The 21,105-nt window shown below is 43.2% G+C and carries 19 protein-coding genes and 1 riboswitch; of the genes, 11 read left to right on the forward strand and 8 right to left on the reverse strand.

All coding sequences use genetic code 11. The annotated features are described in order from the left end of the window. Positions 1–43: 43 nt before the first annotated feature. A complete protein-coding gene (locus tag R8O11_RS13175) occupies positions 44–994 on the forward strand; it encodes an LpxL/LpxP family Kdo(2)-lipid IV(A) lauroyl/palmitoleoyl acyltransferase (protein ID WP_042522548.1) in 951 nt (316 codons plus the stop codon). Between the two features lie 70 nt (positions 995–1,064). Here the strand turns inward: R8O11_RS13175 and R8O11_RS13180 are convergent, their stop codons facing one another. Further along, the gene (locus tag R8O11_RS13180) at positions 1,065–2,537 is read right to left on the reverse strand and encodes a carboxypeptidase M32 (protein ID WP_005377788.1); all 1,473 of its coding nucleotides are present in this window, start codon (positions 2,535–2,537) and stop codon (positions 1,065–1,067) included. 223 nt (positions 2,538–2,760) lie between these two features. On the opposite strand from R8O11_RS13180, the gene R8O11_RS13185 reads away from it, so the two are divergent. Then, positions 2,761–3,396 carry a LysE family translocator gene (locus R8O11_RS13185; protein WP_042522551.1) on the forward strand — a complete coding sequence of 212 codons (636 nt, stop codon included), beginning with the start codon at positions 2,761–2,763 and terminating at the stop codon, positions 3,394–3,396. Then, entirely contained in the window at positions 3,396–3,962 is a 567-nt protein-coding gene (locus R8O11_RS13190) for a hypothetical protein (protein WP_025766721.1), read from the forward strand. Before R8O11_RS13185 ends, R8O11_RS13190 begins: the two co-directional genes overlap by 1 nt. A 117-nt stretch (positions 3,963–4,079) precedes the next feature. Here the strand turns inward: R8O11_RS13190 and R8O11_RS13195 are convergent, their stop codons facing one another. Further along, entirely contained in the window at positions 4,080–5,456 is a 1,377-nt protein-coding gene (locus R8O11_RS13195) for an alanine/glycine:cation symporter family protein (RefSeq protein WP_005377785.1), read from the reverse strand. Positions 5,457–5,578: 122 nt separating this feature from the next. Next, positions 5,579–5,678, reverse strand: a riboswitch (glycine riboswitch). Positions 5,679–6,205: 527 nt separating this feature from the next. Here R8O11_RS13195 and R8O11_RS13200 point away from each other — a divergent pair. Together R8O11_RS13200 and R8O11_RS13205 are read left to right on the forward strand one after the other, a co-directional pair. Further along, the gene (locus R8O11_RS13200) at positions 6,206–6,364 is read left to right on the forward strand and encodes a hypothetical protein (RefSeq protein ID WP_005377784.1); all 159 of its coding nucleotides are present in this window, start codon (positions 6,206–6,208) and stop codon (positions 6,362–6,364) included. Between the two features lie 31 nt (positions 6,365–6,395). Further along, entirely contained in the window at positions 6,396–7,130 is a 735-nt protein-coding gene (locus tag R8O11_RS13205) for a chromosome segregation ATPase (protein WP_017820934.1), read from the forward strand. Positions 7,131–7,219: 89 nt separating this feature from the next. Here the strand turns inward: R8O11_RS13205 and R8O11_RS13210 are convergent, their stop codons facing one another. The 6 genes from R8O11_RS13210 to proV all read right to left on the reverse strand — a co-directional run bounded on the left by R8O11_RS13210 (position 7,220) and on the right by proV (position 13,635). Further along, entirely contained in the window at positions 7,220–7,603 is a 384-nt protein-coding gene (locus R8O11_RS13210) for a hypothetical protein (RefSeq protein ID WP_005377782.1), read from the reverse strand. A gap of 99 nt (positions 7,604–7,702) precedes the next feature. Continuing rightward, on the reverse strand, positions 7,703–8,068 hold the full coding sequence (locus R8O11_RS13215) for a VOC family protein (RefSeq protein ID WP_005377781.1): 366 nt from the start codon (positions 8,066–8,068) through the stop codon (positions 7,703–7,705). Between the two features lie 146 nt (positions 8,069–8,214). Continuing rightward, a complete protein-coding gene (locus R8O11_RS13220) occupies positions 8,215–10,164 on the reverse strand; it encodes an LTA synthase family protein (RefSeq protein WP_017633995.1) in 1,950 nt (649 codons plus the stop codon). A gap of 193 nt (positions 10,165–10,357) precedes the next feature. Further along, positions 10,358–11,365 carry a glycine betaine/L-proline ABC transporter substrate-binding protein ProX gene (gene proX / locus R8O11_RS13225; RefSeq protein ID WP_005385703.1) on the reverse strand — a complete coding sequence of 336 codons (1,008 nt, stop codon included), beginning with the start codon at positions 11,363–11,365 and terminating at the stop codon, positions 10,358–10,360. Then, positions 11,358–12,443: a glycine betaine/L-proline ABC transporter permease ProW gene (gene proW / locus R8O11_RS13230; RefSeq protein ID WP_005377778.1), complete on the reverse strand. Its 1,086-nt coding sequence runs from the start codon at positions 12,441–12,443 to the stop codon at positions 11,358–11,360. The genes proX and proW overlap by 8 nt, the downstream gene beginning before the upstream one ends. Positions 12,444–12,447: 4 nt before the next feature. Next, positions 12,448–13,635, reverse strand: coding sequence for a glycine betaine/L-proline ABC transporter ATP-binding protein ProV (gene proV / locus R8O11_RS13235; RefSeq protein ID WP_017633996.1), 1,188 nt, complete (start codon positions 13,633–13,635; stop codon positions 12,448–12,450). 438 nt (positions 13,636–14,073) lie between these two features. On the opposite strand from proV, the gene R8O11_RS13240 reads away from it, so the two are divergent. The 6 genes from R8O11_RS13240 (at position 14,074) to R8O11_RS13265 (ending at position 21,101) form a co-directional block, all read left to right on the forward strand. Next, complete coding sequence (locus R8O11_RS13240) at positions 14,074–15,954, forward strand: DUF294 nucleotidyltransferase-like domain-containing protein (protein WP_005377775.1); 1,881 nt, start codon at positions 14,074–14,076, stop codon at positions 15,952–15,954. Next, the gene (locus R8O11_RS13245) at positions 15,951–16,700 is read left to right on the forward strand and encodes a 3'-5' exonuclease (RefSeq protein WP_042522538.1); all 750 of its coding nucleotides are present in this window, start codon (positions 15,951–15,953) and stop codon (positions 16,698–16,700) included. Before R8O11_RS13240 ends, R8O11_RS13245 begins: the two co-directional genes overlap by 4 nt. 192 nt (positions 16,701–16,892) lie before the next feature. After that, on the forward strand, positions 16,893–18,551 hold the full coding sequence (locus R8O11_RS13250; RefSeq protein WP_005377772.1) for a BCCT family transporter: 1,659 nt from the start codon (positions 16,893–16,895) through the stop codon (positions 18,549–18,551). A gap of 315 nt (positions 18,552–18,866) precedes the next feature. After that, positions 18,867–19,400, forward strand: coding sequence for a diaminobutyrate acetyltransferase (gene ectA / locus R8O11_RS13255; RefSeq protein WP_005393379.1), 534 nt, complete (start codon positions 18,867–18,869; stop codon positions 19,398–19,400). A gap of 34 nt (positions 19,401–19,434) precedes the next feature. Continuing rightward, positions 19,435–20,700 carry a diaminobutyrate--2-oxoglutarate transaminase gene (gene ectB, locus R8O11_RS13260; protein ID WP_017820939.1) on the forward strand — a complete coding sequence of 422 codons (1,266 nt, stop codon included), beginning with the start codon at positions 19,435–19,437 and terminating at the stop codon, positions 20,698–20,700. 14 nt (positions 20,701–20,714) lie between these two features. Then, positions 20,715–21,101 (forward strand): ectoine synthase, encoded by a 387-nt coding sequence (locus R8O11_RS13265; RefSeq protein ID WP_005377769.1) that lies wholly within the window; start codon positions 20,715–20,717, stop codon positions 21,099–21,101. The last annotated feature ends 4 nt before the right edge of the window (positions 21,102–21,105 follow it).

The following is a 21,105-nucleotide window of genomic DNA, read 5'->3' on the forward strand; positions in this document are numbered from 1 at the left end:
TTGTTTTTATCACTTATAGATGGGCACATCTGACAATACTTACATGAACAAATACAAAAAGCCTGCTTTCAAGGCCGAATTTCTTTTGCCTCGTTACTGGGGAACGTTAATTATCATTAGCGTGATGTACTTACTTAGCCTCCTTCCTTTTAAAGTTCAACTAGCTTTGGGACGCAACATTGGTCGTTTAGCTATGCGATTCATGAGAAAACGTCAAGTTACGATCAGACGCAATCTTGAGCTTTGCTTCCCTCATATGGAAAAATGCCAACGCGAAGCAATTCTAAAAGACAACATCGACAATACTGGCATCGCACTTTTTGAGACCGCAATGGCATGGTTTTGGTCAGATAAACGGGTAAACAAACACGTCACGATAAAAGGCATGGAGCATCTAGAGGCTTTAGAGAAGTCAGGCAAAGGTGCATTAATGTTGGCCGTACACTCAATGAATCTAGAGTTAGGTGCTCGAGCTTTTGGCATTAAAAAGTCTGGAACCGGTGTTTATCGCCCAAACAATAATCCGTGCTTTGATTATTTTCAGTATAAGGGACGCTCTCGCTCTAATCGTACACTGATTGATCGTAAAAACGTCAAAGCCATGCTTGAAGCACTTAAAGCGGGTGAGCGGGTTTGGTATGCACCGGACCACGATTATGGTAACCGACGCTCGACATTTGCACCGTTATTTGCCGTTAAAAATGCTTGTACTACGACAGGTACAAGTTTGTTGGTTGATTCTACAGATTGCGCCATTGTGCCTTTTACGATGGTAAGAGGAAAAGACGGACACTATACCCTAACCATTAGTGCGCCCGTCGAAGGTTTCCCGAAAGAGGATCATCAACGCGCCGCCGCATTCGTGAATCAAATAGTTGAAACATCAATCATGGCAAGTCCGAGCCAGTATATGTGGCTTCATCGTCGGTTTAAAACTAGACCAGAGGGTGAGGACTGTTTGTACAAGCCTAGGCTCATCCCTAGCTTGGCATAACACATAGAGAGCCTACAAAAAGCCCAAGGAACATACGAACCTTGGGCTTTTACTTTCTATTCTTTTCGCTTTATAAGTAGCGATCTTTTAGGTGAGCTTGAAAGTGTTTAGCATTCAGTGTTTCACCCGTGGCTTGTTTTACCAACTCATCAGTGGTGAATAAGCTACCTTTACTCCAGATGTTTTCCGAGAGCCAATTGAATATCGGAGCTAAGTCGCCAGAACGAATAACCGCATCTACATCGACGGTTTGTTTCATTGCTGCCATAAATTGTGCAGCGTACATCGCACCGAGCGTGTAGGACGGGAAATAGCCAAAACTTCCGTCTGTCCAATGGATATCTTGCATACAGCCATTTTTGAAGTTTCCTTCGGTTGATAGCCCCAAGTACGCTTTCATCTTTTCGTTCCAGAGTTCTGGTACATCTGTATGTTTGATGACGCCGTTCATGAGATCTCGCTCAATTTCATATCGAAGGATAACGTGAGCAGGATATGTTAGTTCGTCAGCATCTACGCGAATAAAGCCTTTTTCTACGCGAGTGTAAATTTTGGCTAAATTGTCTTTTTCGAATTCACTACCAGAAAAATGGTTAGAAGCCAGTCGAGCGAGGTGATCGATAAACGCGCTGCTTCGTCCTATTTGCATTTCAAAGAAGAGTGATTGTGATTCATGAATACCCATAGAGCGAGCTTCTCCCGCGGGTGTTCCTGATAAATCTTTTGGTAGCCCTTGCTCGTATCGAGCATGGCCAGTTTCGTGGACAATCCCCATCAATGATTGGACAAACTCGTTTTCATTATAACGTGTCGTAATACGCACATCTGTCGGTACACCGCCACAAAATGGGTGGGTACTCTCATCAAGTCGACCGTGTTCAAAATCGAATTGAAGTAGCTTCATGACTTCCAAACCGAGCGCTTTTTGCTTTTCCGCAGGGTAGTGTGCAGTTGGCAATAAGATGTTGTCTGATTGTTGTTTTTCAAGCGCTTCATCGATCAAAGTAGGAAGCCAGGTTTTCACGTCAGCAAAAAGAATGTCTAACGACGCAGACGTTGTGCCAGGTTCATAAACATCGAGCATGGCATCATAAGGAGTCGTGCCATTTGCTTCGGCTCTAATTTGCGCTTCTTCCTGCGATAGCTTTACGACTTCAGCCCAGTTCTTTTCAAAACCAGCCCAGTCATTTTCTCCACGTTGCGTACGCCATGCATGTTCACATTTGGAGCCAGCAAGAGATTGAGCTTGAACTAATGATTCTGGTAGTAAGTTAGCTTGCTGCCACCCACGCTTCATTTCTCTTAGGATAGATTTTTCTTTTGTAGACAGCGTCTCTTCTTCTGCCTGAGCGAAAAGCTCTCCCAAGTGCGGTTGAGTCATTAAAGAATGGATATGTACATCGAGCTCTGCCGTGGCATTCGAGCGTGCTTCAGCGCCACCAGGTGGCATGACCGCCGCTTGATCCCAATCTATGATGGCTGATAGATGCTCAAAATTTGCCACTTTTTTGGAATGTTCAACGAGTTTTGTAAATGCGTTCATGTGACTACTCTTATTCTTTTGTTCTTTCCCTAAACACCCGATAACGGGTCCTTCATATGGTGTTGCACTAAGCAACCTGCGTTAATTTACTAATAATTAACAATTAACTCCAACCCATTGTCCATAAACTCACCCAGTTGTATAGCTCTCTTAAAAAAGAAGCTTGCGAATCTTGTGGATTGGCGGTATTGATGAAGGATTAACAATTAATTATCACGATAATATGGATATTTTGAATTTCGAGGCATTTATTATTGCCATTACGATTTTAACGTTAACGCCAGGTTTAGATACTGCACTTGTTATCCGTAACACTAGCCGATCGGGCCTAAAAGATGGATGTACAACCAGTCTAGGGATTTGTTTTGGCTTATTCGTACATGCTTTTTTTTCTGCGGTTGGTATCTCGGCGATTCTTGCGCAATCAGCAGAGTTGTTCCAAATCGTAAAAATGATTGGTGCGGCTTATCTTATCTGGCTTGGTTTGAGCAGTTTAAAAGCGCTAATGTCGTCGAAAGATGGATTGACCGTGACCGAGCAGATTCACGAAGTGTTTAATGGTAAGCGCTCTTTTAGAGAGGGCTTTCTTTCTAACGTCTTGAACCCGAAAACGGCGGTCTTCTATTTGGCTTTCTTGCCACAGTTTGTGAATCCAGAAGGTTCACCCTTGCTTCAATCAATGATGATGGCATCTGTACACTTTGCTATTGCGATGGTTTGGCAGTGTGGTTTAGCTGGCGCGCTTAACTCGGCTAAAAATCTACTAAAGAATCCAAGCTTTATGAAGTGGATGGAAGGCGCGACGGGCGCAGTATTAGTCACACTTGGTGTGAAGTTATTGATTGAAAAACCCGTTTAATGCGTAATATTTATCGATTGTTGATACTACTCGCTGTATTTATTGTGGGGGTAGGTGCCGCTGTTGCTTGGCATACGTGGCCACAAGTACAGTTTGCGCAACGCGGCATGATCTGGTCTTGGCACTGGGGCTACTTCGAGCCTTTTGCTAATGGAATACAACAAACGCGAACTCAAGATACTAAACAGTTATTGCTCAGGCGTGTGTATTTGCATGACGCTATTGTCGTTTTTGTTTCGACAACTATGGACAATAAATTTGAGGTCGACGTTGTAAAAGAGCAAACCTGTGAACCTAAAACGACGACTTGGGCTTCGGTCTCTGTCAATCATCAACGTGTTAGGCATGTACCTATGGTGTGCGATGCGTTTGGGCAAGGCTACTTTTATCGCTACATCGGGAAACATCTGGAATCGATTGAGGTTGGTGTCGGTGACTCGTTTGTAACAGAAGCATTTTTAGACTGGCCGCTATCAGAGTTGAAAGCGGATCAATTCAAGCAAAAAAATGCGAAGTTTTTTGAAGAACGTGGAGAAAACGTTGAGCATCAATGGTTGAGAGATTAACCATTTAACCGAAGATAAATAAAGCCCGCTAAATAATAGCGGGCTTTGTGTTTTACCATTTCTAATGTGTTTTGCTCTCTGTGACTGACAGTTTGTGACCGCAAACCTGCCGTTTCACTAAGCTTTCACTGCTTCAACTTCACCTGATTGCGATGTTGAGCTAAAGAACAGTTTGGTTTCTGCCAGTACGACGTGACGCAGTGCGATCAAACCAATTAGGTTAGGAATTGCCATCAGACCGTTTACGATATCAGCCAGTAGCCAAATCATATCGAGGTGAAGGAATGCACCAGATGCCACCAAGCCGACGAAAATCAGTTTGTATGGAAGCACAGCTTTAGTTCCGAACAGGAACACAACGCAACGCTCACCGTAGTAGTTCCAACCAAGAATGGTGGTAAAAGCGAAGAACATCAAACCGATTGAGACGAGCATAGGGCCAAATGTATCTGCATTTAAACCCACCGCAAAAGCATGAGTCGTCATCGCGGCACCTGCAAGGTCACTTTGCCATGCACCGGTCAGGATTAGAGCAAGGCCTGTCATGGTACAAATAATGATGGTATCGAAAAAGGTACCCGTCATTGAAATTAGGCCTTGTTTAACACAAGAGTCTGTCTTCGCTGCTGCTGCTGCCATAGGCGCGCTACCCAAACCTGATTCATTTGAGAACACACCGCGAGCGATACCTGATTGGATTGCCAACATGATGCTTGCACCTAGAAAACCACCAGTCGCTGCTGTTGATGTAAAGGCTGAAACCAGCACTAATTCAACGGCATTGAACAATTGGTCTGCATTCATGATGATCACGCTTAAACACGCCAACACATAAAATACAGCCATGGTAGGAACCACTTTTCCTGCAACGTTAGCAATGGATTTGATGCCACCCAAAGTTACGAAAGCAACCAAAAGAGTTAGTACAAAGGCAGATAGCTCACGGTTAACACCAAGAGATATCTCACTTGCATCCAGAATCGCGTTTACTTGTGGAAACGTACCGATACCAAAACAAGCAACACCCAAAGCAAACACTGCAAACATGATCGCGAGAGCTTTTGAGCCAACACCGTATTGCAAGTAATACATTGGGCCACCAATCATTTGGCCTTTATCATCGACTCTTCGGTACTTAACCGCCAACAAACATTCGGCGTATTTAGTCGCCATTCCGAAAAGGGCAGCGAGCCACATCCAGAATAGAGCGCCTGGTCCACCGAGTTTGATTGCTGTGGCAACACCAACAATGTTACCAGTACCAATTGTTGCTGAGAGTGCAGTACAAAGAGCTGCAAAGCTAGAAACGTCACCTTGAGTATTAGATGACTTATCTTTACTGAATACCATCGCTAGCGCTGTTGGGAGGTGTTTAAACTGGATCAAGCCAAGGCTAAAAGTGAAGTAAACACCTGTACCCACTAGCAAAATAAGCAGCGGTGGACCCCAGACAAAATTATCGATGGTTTGTAGTAAAGATTGTAGGTTGTTCATGATTTCCCCTTAATAAAACAACTAATAAGGAGAAGAGGGAAAGGACGAGATCAACGATCTCTAAAAGAACTAAGCTATTGGTTGTAGGCGGGAAGGCCAAGCAAAATAGTTAGGTTATAACTTTCCACTCCTCTGTCCTTTTGCCTGAGAGTTTCACCTTGCGTGAGTGCAAGACTTGCTCCTTCGGCGACCGATTTAACGGTTCTCTCCAGAGGTTCCTCCAACTACAGTCCCCGCTACCTAGGTAGCACCTGAAATAGTTAATTCTTCGGCGAGTTATGCTAATCAAATGTTAAAATTTGATTAATAACCACTCTCCTGCAGTCTTCATCGGAACAATTACTCAATTAAATGAGTAAAGGTTAGTTAATGATGCTGGTCATCATTAACGTGTGAACTCTATCATGTTTTTGGTCCATTTCAACACCCTATGTCAATTTATTTTCAATGAAATAACCTCATCTATTTTCATGAAGGTATGTTTGCCAATCTTTTTGTGCGAGCAACTGCATAAATAAAGCTTATTGGGTTAGGGAATGGAACCCAAAAACACTTCAGAACGATAAATGTGTTTCGATTGTTACGACATAAGTTATTCAATTAAGAACACAAAATTGATTAAAATCGGAGCACTTATTTTAAAATCTACGCTAAGTTGACCTTATGGTACGTATAAATGGGTTACAATGAATCTTTGTGAAACAGTCTACGGACCTAGGCAGTTTTTCATGAGTGGACAAGGAGGCGGTATGACCAGATTATTAGCCATTGCGGTGTTGATTGCAGTAGCATTTGTGCTGTTTCGTTATCGAACCAATGAAAAAGTCCAAAAAGCGACCGTTATAACATTAATTGGCGCATTTCTGATTTATACAGCATCAATTATGTTTGCGGAATTGATCCGCTAGCAAAGTAAAAGAGTCCTTGGAGTAGTATACGGTGAGTTCTCAGAACAAAATGGAAGAGCAAGACGACGTAGTTGTCATTGAAGAGCGTGACAAACGTACGCATATCTATATCGCAATCGCTGCGGTGTTAGGCTTGGCATTTGGTGGCCTTGTTGGATCGGTTGTCACTGCGAACAAGTGGGAATCGACTTACCACGTATTAGAAGAAAAGTATCAAGCACTAACGCAAGATAAAACCCAGTTGGCATCTCAAGTAAAAGTGCGTGAAGAGGCGCTCGACCAAGAAATACAAAACCAAGTTAGTGAGTTACTCGCCGCGAAAGATGAAGCTCATCAGAAAGCACTTAAGAAGTTGCAAAAGCAATTGACTGAGGTCGAGAAGGTTAACTTGTCACTAGAGTCTCAATTGAAGCAGCAGGCAGATAAGATTAACACGACGAAGTCAGAAAATGAGAAGTTGAGTCGTCAAGCGGATATGCAAGCGACTATGTTTGAGCGGTCCCGCGAAGTATTCCAGAAAGAGCTAAAAATTTCGCAAGAATTAGAGTCTCTCGAGAAAGAACGGTCGAAATTATTACCTAAGATTGAGAAACTCAAGAAAGAGTGTGACGTATTTTTAGAAGGCAAATCTTGGGACGTGAAGTCGGACGCGTGTGATAAACATGATGAAGCTAATTCACGACTAAGTCAGGTCGATCAAATGATTGAAGTCTATAAAATGGACCTCAAACAAATCAAAGCAATAACGGAAGATATCGGCCTTTAAGTCTTTTGTATCCGGTTTTGAAAAGCAAAAGGAGCTCTGTAAGAGCTCCTTTTTCGTTGTTAGCTATGACTTTTAGGCTGTCGCTTATATTAGATTCGTGAGGCGTCATAGCCTGAGGCGAGCAGGAGCTCTCGTTCGTGTTTAATCAGCTGAGCTCGATCTTCAATTAGTTCATTGAGTGCTTGAGATGGCTTACCTGCTAATGCTTTGAACGAAGCAAAAGATTCCGCGGTGTCGATTTTATCAATCATCTGACTGATGACATTACGAGCCTCACACGGGTTACTCGTCGTTGTAAAGTATTCTACTTGCTTTGCTGCCGATTTCATCTCAGTTAATAGCTCAAGCGGGCTACTTTCTTTGGCTACTGCCATGTAGTTATCCAGCACGCGCTTTGCATAAAGCAGTTCTTTGAGGGGGATATCTCTTCCGCTCTCGATTAGGGATTCGCTAAGGATCATACTTGAGCTCATGGGCATTCCTTCTTATTACTACGCCGCTTTTGATGTTTCCTTGAGTCTAATTTATTGAAGTCACATTGGGAATGGGTAAAAAGCATTTTTAACGCATTTTTATTCATTTATGAAAACACGAATGCGATGCTTATCTGGATCGATAGCCATAAAATTTAACCCATACACTGATGTCGCTGGTGGTTGAACAAACTCAACACCTAGGTCTTTCCAGCGCTTGTAAATGCGCTCTAGCATATGACTATTGGGCACCGATAAAGACAACTCGGTGCCACCACCTCTAATTCCGCTGTAGGGTGAAAGATTATCTCTTTGCTTGAGTGTCAACGTTAAGCCTTCGGTCAGTGGAATAGCGGCGAAGGTTGGAGACAACTGCGTGACTTTGCGTTCGAACAGTTTCGAATAAAAAACTTGGCTTATGTGGATGTCCTCAACGTAGAGAACGAATGAATTGATAGTCAGCATGGTTTGTTCCTTAATCAATTAGAAATAGTAGGGGCAATCTAACGGAAAGGAACGACAGGAGTTGTCAGTAGAACGTTCTCGAAGGTAAGTGACAGAATAAGAAAAAGGAGCCGTTTAGCTCCTTTTTATCAGCGGAATCATTGGTATTAATGAGTGTGTTTGGAAGAATACCAGTTGTTTTGATACGCTTTAGATGCAAATAATGCGTTTGCTTTTGCACGCTCGATAATAGACTCGTCCACCTCTAGCGGCTTCATTGTTTGGTCTTTAAAGTCGTACGCCAGGGTCGATATCTTTTCACCAGGGGAAAGCACAACGAGATTGTCGCGCGTTAAATAACCAAAGTTTTTGTCGTATTGCATCATTGCGCGTTCATCTTCGCGAGCCAGTGGCTTCGTTAAATCACGACCAATCATCGGTGTTTTAGCATCTACCCCAATCAGAGATAACAGTGTAGGCGGCATGTCGATGTTGTTTGCTATGCGGTCATCTTTACGTGGTTGAATGCCTTTACCAAGGATCAATGCTGGAATGTGAAAGTGCTTAACTGGAACAAGGTTAGCGCCAGAAACACGTGCATCATGATCTGCAATTACAATGAAAATGGTATCATCCCAATAAGATGACTTTTTCGCCTTTTCAAAGAAAGTGCCCAAAGCGTAATCGGAATATTTAACGGCGTTGTTACGCGTCATATATTCTGAATCGTATGGCTCAATTTTGCCTTTTGGATACTCATAAGGGCTATGATTACTTGACGTAAAAACTAAGCTAAAAAAAGGTTTGTCGCTTTTTGAAAGGCGTTCAAACTCTTCGTTTGCTTTGTTATATAGATCTTCATCACTAACACCCCAAGAGCCAACAAAGCTTGGGTTGTTATAATCGTCTTCTTCTACTATTTGATCAAAACCGTTACCAAAGAAGAAAGTTTTCATGTTGTCAAAGTTGGCTTCACCGCCGTAAATAAATTGCGTGTGATAGCCTTGAGCTTTCAGTAAGTCCGCGATGGTAAAGAAACCCGTTTGGCTTTTACTCAGCTTCACTACCGCGCGAGACGGAGATGGAGGAAAGCCCGTGGTTACGGCTTCAATTCCACGAACAGAACGAGTACCAGTGGCGTACATTTGTGTGAACTGCCAACCTTCCTTCATGAGTTCATCAAGGTTTGGTGTTAGAGGCAAACCACCCAAAGCACCGACAAATTGGGCGCCTAAGCTTTCTTGTAGCAAAATCACTAAGTTTTTATGTTTACCCTGGTAAGTCGCGGGGTTACTGTTCATGGTTGGGAGTAATGAAGGGGTGAAGTCGGACTTTGTTGATGAAGTGCGAACTAATTCCAACATCTTTTGAGTGTCCATTTTTCCGTAGAACTGCTCAGCACTCTTTTCTGACTTCATGCTATTAACCGCAAACAACAATGAGTAAGATGAGTTCAGTGCTAAGTCGTTAAGCAGTGGATCGTTAGAAAAGGCGACCATAGCAGGATTTAGCGGGCGGTGCCCTAAAGATGAGCGAGCACCTGCAACCCCAAAAAGAACAACGAAAAGTGCCAATAGTGGTCGCCATTTCCAGTTGACCTGCTGCGCCTTATCGGTCAGTTTCTTACTCCACTTCCAACCTAAAGTGATGGTTAAAACTGTACCTAACGCACCAATAAACAGTTCTAATTTGTAGCCAGTCCAGAGCATACTCAAGACTTCTTTTGGGTAGATTAAGTATTCCACAAACAGGCGGTTTGGACGTAGGTCGTATTCCTGAATGAATGGCGCTGTTGCTAGCTCCATGTATACAAGCACCCAAAGCCCTAAAACCATCCATATGCGTAATATTCGCTTCCAACACTCTCCCATCTTACCGGTTAATGGCATGAAGGTTGAAAACAGTGCTGGAAGAATAAATAACCAGCAAAGCGTTGCAATATCTACGCGCAAACCTTGACCTAGGATGTAAATTAAGTCGTTTAGAGAGTCAATACGGTCAATCTGCCAAAAAGCTAGCAAAACTCTTGAGATAGACAGAAATAGAAGCGAAAACAAAGAAAAGGCAGCAATTGGCTGCAAAGGCCCCCACACAGAGCTCTTTGATAAGTTTTTCATATTTATTCGAATAGTTTAATTGTTATGTTGTGTTGTTTTTAGCAAAGCAAGCGTGAAATAAACGTGAATTATAATGTGGGTTTATGGTCGAGTAGTGTAAGTGTTGGTATGTCTATGTAAGGGGGAGGGGCGTTTGTGTAAAAAAGAGCCAGTTGATAACACCAACTGGCTCTAGAGGTTGATAAAGGCATGATTACATTGCGGCTTTCTTCGCTTCTTCGACCCATGCGTCGAACTTTTTCTGGTTCGCTTTGATCCAGCCATTTACATGAGACTCGATGTCCGCTGAGCTGTTCTTACCTTGGCTCATCATCATATTCTGAGCACTAACATCATTGATATTTAGTTTGATGATTTCAAACAGCTTTGCAGCAGCAGGGTTGTTTTCTGTAAACTCTTTATTGGCAACGATGCGCATAGAGTTCATCTCGAAGCCGTAGTTCTTACCGTTCTCTAGTGTTGTATCAATGTCCTTACGCTCACCAGGAAGTGAAGAGAATGGCACTTCTAACCACACAACATCTTTCCCCGGAACTAAAACGCCACTTACCCAGTACGGTGTCCAAGTGTAGTAAAGAATCGGATCGCCTTTTTTGTAACGTGAGATCGTATCAGCGATAATCGCTGCGTAGTTACCTTGGTTGTGTGTTACTGTGTCACGGAGTTTGAAAGCATCCAACTGATGCTCAACAACCATTTCACAACCCCAACCTGGGTTACAACCAGTTAAGTCCGCTTTGCCATCGCCGTTTGCATCGAATAGCTTCGCCAATTTTGGATCTTTTAACTGACCAATGTTAGTGATGTTATATTTTTCCGCTGTTTTCTTATCGATCAAATAACCTTGCGCAGCACCACTTACGTATTGGCCTTTACGGAAGAACTTATCATCACCGCCCGACATCGTGTACTTATCGGCGTGAAGAGGGAACCAACCAACCGCTAAGAAAGTAGCATCACCTTTAGCAATAGAGGTGTAGCCTACGTTGTAGTCCACTTCTTTGGTCGGTTTAACATCGTAACCAAGCTCTTCAAGTGCGCGGTTTACGATCAACGTTTGAAATGTTTCTTCTGCAACGGTTGATTGAACAGGCTGAACAGTGACACCTTCACCCGGTAGTTCACTTGCCACACCATAAGTTGAAAATGCGATAGTACTTAGAGCTCCAACAGAGAGCGCTTTCTTCCATGAATTATTCATTGATGTTTCTCCTAAGTTTTAGATCGTCTTGGTTCGTCTTTGTTTTCAGTTTTAATAGGTATGAAACAGGACCTGTGTGATACCAGCGAAGTTTAGTGTTGCCCGCATTAACCCCTAACACCTGGGTGATACGGTCTAACAAAATCGCAAGAATAACGATGCCTAAGCCACCAACGGCAGCAAGACCCATATCAAGTCGGCCAATACCACGAAGTACCATTTGGCCTAAGCCGCCAACAGCAATCATTGAAGCAATCACTACCATAGAAAGTGACAGCATTAAGGTTTGGTTTACACCTGCCATGATGGTTGGTAACGCCAACGGTAACTGGATGCGATAAAGCATCTGTTTTTTGTTTGCCCCGAAAGAGTGGCCAGCTTCGATAAGCTCTTCAGGTACTTGCTGAATACCCAAAATAGTCAGGCGCACAACGGGAGGCAGGGCGAAAATGATCGTTACTACTACGCCAGGAACGTTACCAATACCAAACAACATAACAATTGGCACAAGGTAAACGAACGCGGGAGTCGTTTGCATTGCATCTAATATTGGCCTAACAAATTTGGCAGCGGTTTGGCTCCTTGCCAACCATATCCCCATTGGTAGCCCTATAAGCAAACAGAAGAAAACGGCGGTTAACACCAGTGCTAGCGTTGTCATCGCTTGTGACCACGCACCAATTAGGCCGATGAAAACAAGGGATACAAGAGTAGAAAAACCAAGTTTTACATTGGAAAACTGCCACGCTAGCAAAAATAAAATGAGTACCATTATAGGCGCAGGTGTAGACACCAAAGCAGTTTCAAACGACGTTAGAATAAAGTCGATTGGAACTCGTATTGCTTGGAAAACAGGTCGACCATGTTCCACCAGCCAGTTCAAACCGGACTCTACCCAGCTATCGAGGGGTAAAACCGCATCTTGGAATGGGTTCATAATATCGAATGGTGCTTGCTCTACAGTTTCTGAGTTGAGCCAATCATTACTTGGCGCGGCCTCTGTACCTTGCGACCAAGGATCATCTTGCGCAGGAGCAGTATTTGACCAGGGATCATTGTTAGTTTGCTCTGAAGACATCGTGTTAATCCTTATCTAGTGTTTGTAGAAGACGTGATTTAGTCACGACACCAAAGTAAGTTCCTTGCTCATCTACGACAGGCACGGCATAAGGAACACCAGCAACCAGACCCAAAATGTCATTAATTGACTGATCAGGCTGAAGAGTAACTTCATCCGGTAATTGAGCACTGGCTAACGAACGGTTTTCTTTATGAGCCAAACGTAGTGAATCAAGAGATACGATGCCGGAATATCGGCTAGATTTATCGACGACAATACCGTAATCACGGTCGTGATCCATCAGAATCTGCATCGCAGAGCCTGGACCGTCATTTTCCGATTTCTTAAAAACAGCCGCTGGCTTCTTGCGCGCGATATCTTTTGCTGTCAAGACACTTGCGATGTTTACGCCGCGGAAAAAGGCTTCGACATAATCATTTGCTGGACTGTGTAATATTTCATCAGGTGTACCAACCTGAACAACCTCACCGTTTTGCATGATGGCGATACGGTCGCCAATGCGCATTGCTTCATCCAAATCATGAGAAATGAAGACAATTGTGCGTTTGTCATCGTTCTGTAGACGAATAAGCTCATCTTGCATCTCAGAACGGATCAATGGGTCTAAAGCGGAAAACGCCTCGTCCATTAATAGGATGTCTGGATCACAAGCTAACGCTCTCGCTAAACCAACGCGCTGTTTCATACCACCGGATAATTCGTCAGGGAAAGATTCTGCATAAGGGTCTAAACCCACTCTTTCTAAGGCGGAAAGGGCACTTTTCTGACGCTCATTAACGTCGATGCCGGCAAGTTCTAAACCAAAGGCGGCATTTTCAATCACCGTCATGTGTGGCATGAGTGCGAAACTTTGAAACACCATTGAGATATTGTTACGACGAACTTCTCGAAGTTCATTTTCGGAGATGTGGGCGATATCTCTTCCTTTGAGATAAACACTACCTTTAGTCGGCTCAATGAGCCGGTTAAGAAGTCGAACAAGGGTGGATTTCCCGGAGCCAGAAAGGCCCATGATTACGAAAATTTCCCCTTCATTTATGGTGAGAGATACATCGTTTACGCCGACTGTTAAACCTGTCTGTTCAAAAATACCGTCTTTATCGACGCCTTTGTCGATAAGCGAGAAGGCTCTCTCTGGGTCTTCTCCAAACACTTTATACAGTCCCTTAACTTCCAGTATGGGATCCATGTTATCTGTCCTTTTTCGTGTGTTTATAACTGTTTAACGATTTGTACTCTAATTAATTTTAGTTCAACTTTCAACGAAAGGGGGTTGGTTAACTAGTTCTGCCGTGCATAGAGAGTTCGTTGAGCAAGGTATGTTCAATTCTTGTTTTTTATATTTAAAACAATTGCTTGTGATGTGTTTTTATCCGCCATAACGTTGCCCTGACGTAGGGTTGAATTTATTTTGAATTTTTTTGTACATTTCAACTCAACTCGCTTGCATAGATATAAGCTGTGATAGCTTAGAACTCTACATATAAAAAGGTTAGAGCTCTAATTTTTGATTAAGACTTGGTCCTGTGAAATCGGTTAGGTACTGTTATCCTTAGATTTATTTATTGCTTGATTTCACTCAGGGTGATATTTATCGCTGTAGTTTAGGCAACGTATGGAATAAAAAATGGAAGCCGAACAGTTAGAAGTGCTCAATTTCATTAGCCAGTACCCACCTTTTGATGACCTACCTGAAGAGCAGCTTAGAAAAATTGCTCTCAATGCCGAGGTTGCATACTTTCGGCAAGGAACAAAAATCCTTAACTTCGGAGATACGATCCGCGACTTGTATATGGTGAGAAGTGGGGCGGTAGAGATTTATCGGCGTAAAGGTGAACTTTACAACAGGATTGATGCTGGTGGACTGTTTGGTCAGATGGGGTTGTTGATGAACAACCGCGTACGGATGCCAGCCAAAGCGATAGAAGACACTCTCGTTTACTGTATTCCGGAAAACATCTTCAATGAACTTTGTGATGAGTTTGAAAACTTTGCGGACTACATGGAACTGGAAGATAGCGCGCGTTTGCGAAGCGCAATATCTAGCCGCTCCGAAAGCAATGACTTTACCACCGCTAAGGCACGTAAAATCTTAGCAAGAGATCCAGTAACCCTGGAGGCAACGGCTTCAATTCAGGAAGCTGCGATACTAATGGCAGAGGAAAATGTCACCTCTCTGCTCATTATTCGCCCGACAGAGGAGCTCACAGAAGAAGATGACGAACAGCTGCTTGGAATATTGACTGATCGCGATCTTTGCATTCGCGTACTAGCTCAGGGTATTGATACCAATATTCCAGTGAGTGAGGTCATGAGTTATGACGTGGTTTCATTGGATTATAACGCCTATGTGTTTGAGGCCATGTTAACCATGTTGCGTTACAACGTGCATCATTTACCAATTTTAAAAGATAAAAAGCCGATAGGAATTATTGGCATGACGGACATCGTTCGTTACGAATCTCAGAACAGCCTATTGCTAGTGAGCTCTATTTTTCAGCAAACCAGTGTCGAGGATCTCAAGCAGGTTTCTGAACAAGTAAAAGACTGTTTCGTAAGAATGGTCAATGAAGATGCCAACGCGCACATGATTGGTCGAGCCATGTCGGTTATAGGCAGTAGTTTCAAACAACGCCTCGCTGAATTAGCTGAGCAAGAGTTCGGCCCAGCGCCCATTCCTTATTGTTTAGTCGCAATGGGTTCAATGGCGAGGGATGAGCAGCTAATTGTAACGGATCAAGATAACGCGCTTATTCTCGATAACAGTTATGACGTTGAGATTCACGGAGAGTACTTTGAAAAGTTTGCTAAATTTGTTTGTGATGGTTTAGCGGCATGCGGCTATGCTTATTGTACTGGAGACATTATGGCTACCAACCCAGAATGGCGAAAAACTCGTGCAGAATGGGAAGAATGCTTTGGAAACTGGATAGACAATCCAACCCCTGAGAGATTGTTAAATAGTAATATCTTTTTTGATCTCCTCGGTGTGCATGGGCGAGTGAAGTGGGCGGAGCAATTAAGCAGCTTTATTGTGAGACGAGCGAAAAGAAATAACCGCTTTCTTGCTTGTATGGCGTATAACGCAATACGTAGGACGCCTCCACTGGGCTTTTTCAAAGACTTTGTGATGGAGAAAGATGGTCGTCATCGCAACTCGATTAACTTGAAGCGAAGGGGGACGGCTCCGTTGGCCGATTTAATACGGGTGCATTCTCTGGCAATCGGTTCGCGATCGCAAAACTCTTTCGACCGTTTAGATGACATTAATGATGCTGGCATTTTACCGAAAGGTCGAGGTTTGGATTTAAGGGATGCGATGGAGCTAATCTACATGGTTCGAATTCGTCACCAAGCCCTTGATATAGAAAATGGAGAAGAGCCAGACAACAATATTGAGCCGGAGAACATGTCTGAATTTGAACGTCGAAACTTAAAAGCAGCATTTCAAATTCTAAGTAACGCACAGAACTTCATTAAGTTTCGATACCAGAGAAGTAGCAAATGATGTGGTTCTCAAAAAAGGCAGAAAAAGAACATCCGTTGTTGGATACATCCCAGACGCCAGAGTGGTCAATGTTGTTCAAGCAACTCGCTAAAGAAGCGAAAGACGAGAGGCTCAAACGCTATTATTCGACACCGATGGTTAATGGGGAAACACCAATTGAACAAGTGCCATTTGTCTCGGTAGACTTTGAGACAACAGGATTGAACTCGGAAGAGGATGTCATTCTCACGATCGGACTTGTGCCGTTCACTATTGATCGTGTTCAATGTAATGGTTCTGCTCATTGGGTCGTTAACCCAAACAGAGAGTTAAACCACGAGTCTGTCATTATTCACGGTATCACTGACTCTGAGGTTAAAAACGCGCCGCAGCTGTCTCAGATCTTGGGTGAAATATTGGATGCGTTGTCAGGCAAAGTGGTACTTGTTCACTACAAGAACATTGAAAGGCAGTTCTTTAATAACGCCTTGCTAAATAGCATCGGAGAGGGGATACAGTTTCCTGTTGTTGATACGTTAGATATTGAGTATGCGATACAACGCCGTGAATGCAGAGGTTTTATCAATAAGTTGAAAGGCAAGAAACCCGGTTCTGTACGATTAGGGTACGCTCGTGAAAGATATGGCCTCCCTGCTTATCAACCTCACCATGCCCTGACGGATGCGTTAGCAACTGCGGAGCTGTTTCAAGCACAACTGCAGTATCACTTTAATCGAAACATGCCAATATCTTCGGTTTGGCAATAGGCGTTATTTATGGTGAAAACAATAAAATGCAATGAGAGATAGGGGGCTTTAAGATTATGATGGCGGATTGAGTAACCGCTTATAAGAACAATGTTTTATGAACATGTGCTTGGTAGTGATGAAGACGTTTCATTACTCGAACTCCCACGAAAGTAATTTAAACTTGGTCACGTATTTTTAAGGAGATTATCCGTGAGCACCGATAATAACGGTGGCATTCAACGCCCCGATGGAAAAGTAAACGCAATAGATACTGACTATCAAATTGGTCAGGATAACGTTGCGCTAAAGGTAGGCCCATTTGGCCTTGATATTCACAACCGTGTTTTTGCAATTTCTGGCTTAGCAATCGTCATGTTTGTTGTGATAACACTATTATTCCGAGAACAGGTAGAGCCGTTTTTTGCAGACCTACGAGCGGGTTTGTTACACAATTTAGACTGGTTTTTTCTCGCTTCAGGTAATATTTTTGTCATTGTCTGTGTCGGATTGATCTTCACACCATTGGGCCGTGTGCGAATCGGTGGTACTGAAGCAACACCGGATTACTCCTATGCCGGATGGTTGGCAATGCTATTTGCTGCAGGTATGGGCATTGGTCTCGTATTCTTCGGGGTATCAGAACCGATGTCCCATTTTAGTTCTGCGATTGGTGGCGTGAGCGTTGAGAATGGTGTACGTACTGACTGGGCACCGCTAGGTGGTGCAGAGGGCGATGCAACTGCAGCTTCGGCATTAGGGATGGCTGCGACGATTTACCACTGGGCACTTCATCCGTGGTCAATATACGCGCTCTTGGCTCTTGGACTGGCTATCTTTTCATTTAACAAAGGTTTGCCACTCACTATGCGCTCAATTTTTTACCCTTTGTTTGGTGAGCGTGTATGGGGTTGGACTGGTCATATTATCGATATTCTTGCAGTGGTAGCGACGGTTTTTGGTTTAGCAACATCGCTAGGCTACGGTGCATCTCAAGCCGCAACGGGTTTGAACTTCCTGTTTGATGTCCCAATGACCAATACCACGCAGGTCATATTGATTATTGGTATTACTGCGCTCGCTTTAATCTCTGTTGTGGCTGGACTCGATAAGGGCGTGAAAATCTTATCTGAAATCAATATGGGTCTTGCAGCACTGCTATTGCTATTTGTTATTGTTGTTGGCCCGACGATTGCGATTTTAACTGGTTTCTTCGAGAACATCGTTTCCTATGTGGCTAATATCCCTGCCTTATCTATGCCATTTGGACGAGAGGATGTGAATTACTCTCAAGGCTGGACGGCGTTTTACTGGGCGTGGTGGATTTCTTGGTCACCATTTGTGGGTATGTTCATCGCACGTGTGTCTCGCGGTCGTTCGGTTCGTGAGTTTATTATTTGCGTTATTCTTATCCCATCTTCAGTTTGTGTGTTATGGATGACGGCTTTTGGCGGTAACGCAATTAGCCAATACGTTAATGATGGCTATGAGGCGGTGTTTAACGCAGAACTCCCTTTAAAACTTTTTGCCATGTTAGATGTTATGCCATTGGCTGAGATAACATCTTTTGTCGGCATTATCTTAGTCGTGGTGTTCTTCATTACCTCTTCTGACTCAGGATCACTGGTTATTGATACTATTGCTGCGGGCGGTAAGGTCGATGCACCAACGCCACAACGCGTGTTCTGGTGTACGTTTGAAGGTTTGGTTGCGATTGCATTGATGTTGGGTGGTGGTCTAGCTGCTGCTCAAGCAATGGCGGTGACGACTGGTTTACCATTTACTATTGTTTTGCTTGTTGCAACGGTATCTTTGATAAAAGGTTTGATGGATGAACCTCGTCCAAAGGCGGTTTCTAAGAAATCAAAATAACTAGTATCAGCAGTTAAATTATTGATAAAAGCGGTATGCGAAAGCATGCCGCTTTTTTTTTGGATTTCTATTTTTTTCTGAGAAATGAACAGCATGGAAAATGGTCTTATTCTGGTTGTTTTTTGTACTGCGCATTTAGGTGACTATTTAATAAATTAGACCTCAAACTATTTTAACTTTTGGTTAATAGGTTTATTTTTGTGATGCAAATCACAAAAATGCCGATAAAAAGGCGGATTATTTGATTTTTAGTCGCGAGGGATGCCCATAATAAAAAGGAAATTTAATTAGACCTCAAAGGATATGTATTTTCACATGATCACATCAGCACCTTGGGTCCTTTATCCAGAGATTGGAGAAGACTCAAGTAAAAAATGGATTTTTCGTGAGCCTAAAATCTCTGATGGTGACGACATTTACAGCTTGATTGCAGACTGTCCTCCATTGGACATGAACTCATCTTATTGCAATTTCCTACAGTCTACGCATTTCAGCAAAACCAGTATTTTGGTTGAGCAAAAAGGCGAAATCGCAGGTTTCATTTCCGGTTATCAGAAACCAGACGAGCAAGACGTTTTATTTGTCTGGCAAGTTGCAGTCTCACCTCGCTTTAGAGGTCATGGTTTAGCATTCCGCATGTTGAAAGAACTTCTCACCCGAGAGGAATTAGGCGGTGTTAAATCGGTAGAAACTACCATCACGGAAGATAATAAAGCCTCTTGGGCACTGTTCAAAAAGTTAGATGCGATGAACGGCAATTCTGGCCAAGTAAGCACATTTTTGGATGAAGAAGCCCACTTTAAAGGCAAACACGATACAGAATATTTGTATCGCATTCCTCTCAAATAATCCTCAAACAATAGGAATTAAAAACGGTCTCATCATGGATATTTTCAAAAAGCAGGAATCCAACGTACGCTCATATTCAAACAATTTCCCGGTCGTTTTTCGTAAAGCGAAAGGCTGCTGGCTAGAAACAGAACAAGGTGAACGATACTTAGACTTCCTTGCTGGAGCGGGATCTCTAAATTACGGCCATAACAATCCAGTACTAAAACAAGCGTTGCTTGAGTACATTGAAATGGACGGTATTACTCACGGTTTGGATATGCACTCAGAAGCGAAAGCATCGTTTCTGGAAGCGTTGGATACTTACATCCTTAAACCAAGAAACTTGGATTACAAGGTTCAGTTTACGGGCCCAACAGGCACTAACGCTGTTGAGGCGGCATTGAAGCTGGCTAAAAAAGTAAAAGGCCGCGACAGCGTCGTTGCGTTTACTAACGGTTTCCATGGTTGTACTGCTGGCGCACTGGCTGCAACGGGTAACCAGCATCACAGACAAGGTAACGGTTCTAGTCTAAGTAACGTCACTCGTATTCCATTTGAAGGTTACGCTGGCGTAGATGGTCTCGCGCTGTTCGAAACCATGCTAAATGATAACTCTGCAGGTATGGATAAACCAGCCGCTGTACTTCTTGAAACTGTGCAAGGTGAAGGTGGTTTAAATGCTGCTTCAAACGAGTGGTTACAACGTTTGAGCAAAATCTGTAAAGCCAATGACATTCTTGTGATTGTCGATGACATTCAAGCAGGTTGCGGACGTACCGGTACTTTCTTTAGTTTCGAGCCGTCTGGTATCCAACCGGATATCGTGACGCTATCGAAGTCGATCGGTGGTTACGGTTTGCCGATGGCTGTCGTATTACTTAAGCCTGAGCTTGACCAGTGGAAGCCAGGCGAGCATAACGGTACGTTCCGTGGCAATAATCACGCCTTTATTACTGCTGCAAAAGCACTAGAAATTTACTGGGCAAACGATGATTTTGAAACACACATCAAGCAGTGTTCAGACAAGGTAAGTGCAGTGATTGACCGTTGTGTTCGTCGCTTTCCTCAAATGTTTGTGCAGAAAAAAGGCCGCGGCATGATGGTTGGTATTGAATGTATCAATGGTGACATGGCATCTGAAATTGCGAAAAACTGTTTCGAGAATGGAATGGTGATAGAGACAGCGGGTCCAGACGATGAAGTTGTGAAGTTCTTCTGTCCACTAACCATCAGCGAATCAGAGCTAGATCAAGGACTAAGCATCTTTGAAAATGCAGTAGAGACTATCGCTGCGAAACATTTCAAACAAGCATCTTAATAAGGATTTTAATTATGATCGTCAGAACTCTAGATGAATGCCGCAACAGCGAACGACGTGTTGTTTCAGATAACTGGGAAAGTGTCCGCATGTTGTTGAAAGACGACAACATGGGTTTCTCTTTCCACATCACAACGATTTATGAAGATACAGAAACTCATATTCACTATCAAAACCACCTTGAATCGGTGTTTTGTATGAGTGGTGAAGGTGAGATTGAAGTTGTAGGTGGAGAAACGTACCCAATCAAACCAGGTACATTATACATCCTTGATAAACACGATGAGCACTACTTGAGAGCTTATAAGAATAAAGAAATGGTAATGGCGTGTGTGTTTAACCCACCGATTACTGGCGCTGAAGTGCACGATGAAAACGGTGTTTATCCTCTCGTTGACTAAAAGA

This window comes from Vibrio sp. 1288 (assembly GCF_033344475.1).

Excerpts from the sequence above, each read along its gene's own strand:
- proX (WP_005385703.1), bottom strand. The coding sequence starts at position 11,365 with ATGAATAATTCATGGAAGAAAGCGCTCTCTGTTGGAGCTCTAAGTACT.
- R8O11_RS13210 (WP_005377782.1), bottom strand. The coding sequence starts at position 7,603 with ATGAGCTCAAGTATGATCCTTAGCGAATCCCTAATCGAGAGCGGAAGA.
- R8O11_RS13195 (WP_005377785.1), bottom strand. The coding sequence starts at position 5,456 with ATGAACAACCTACAATCTTTACTACAAACCATCGATAATTTTGTCTGG.
- R8O11_RS13220 (WP_017633995.1), bottom strand. The coding sequence starts at position 10,164 with ATGAAAAACTTATCAAAGAGCTCTGTGTGGGGGCCTTTGCAGCCAATT.
- R8O11_RS13245 (WP_042522538.1), top strand. The coding sequence starts at position 15,951 with ATGATGTGGTTCTCAAAAAAGGCAGAAAAAGAACATCCGTTGTTGGAT.
- proW (WP_005377778.1), bottom strand. The coding sequence starts at position 12,443 with ATGTCTTCAGAGCAAACTAACAATGATCCCTGGTCAAATACTGCTCCT.
- R8O11_RS13200 (WP_005377784.1), top strand. The coding sequence starts at position 6,206 with ATGACCAGATTATTAGCCATTGCGGTGTTGATTGCAGTAGCATTTGTG.
- R8O11_RS13190 (WP_025766721.1), top strand. The coding sequence starts at position 3,396 with ATGCGTAATATTTATCGATTGTTGATACTACTCGCTGTATTTATTGTG.
- ectA (WP_005393379.1), top strand. The coding sequence starts at position 18,867 with ATGATCACATCAGCACCTTGGGTCCTTTATCCAGAGATTGGAGAAGAC.
- R8O11_RS13175 (WP_042522548.1), top strand. The coding sequence starts at position 44 with ATGAACAAATACAAAAAGCCTGCTTTCAAGGCCGAATTTCTTTTGCCT.
- R8O11_RS13240 (WP_005377775.1), top strand. The coding sequence starts at position 14,074 with ATGGAAGCCGAACAGTTAGAAGTGCTCAATTTCATTAGCCAGTACCCA.
- R8O11_RS13215 (WP_005377781.1), bottom strand. The coding sequence starts at position 8,068 with ATGCTGACTATCAATTCATTCGTTCTCTACGTTGAGGACATCCACATA.
- R8O11_RS13185 (WP_042522551.1), top strand. The coding sequence starts at position 2,761 with ATGGATATTTTGAATTTCGAGGCATTTATTATTGCCATTACGATTTTA.
- ectB (WP_017820939.1), top strand. The coding sequence starts at position 19,435 with ATGGATATTTTCAAAAAGCAGGAATCCAACGTACGCTCATATTCAAAC.
- R8O11_RS13265 (WP_005377769.1), top strand. The coding sequence starts at position 20,715 with ATGATCGTCAGAACTCTAGATGAATGCCGCAACAGCGAACGACGTGTT.
- R8O11_RS13180 (WP_005377788.1), bottom strand. The coding sequence starts at position 2,537 with ATGAACGCATTTACAAAACTCGTTGAACATTCCAAAAAAGTGGCAAAT.
- proV (WP_017633996.1), bottom strand. The coding sequence starts at position 13,635 with ATGGATCCCATACTGGAAGTTAAGGGACTGTATAAAGTGTTTGGAGAA.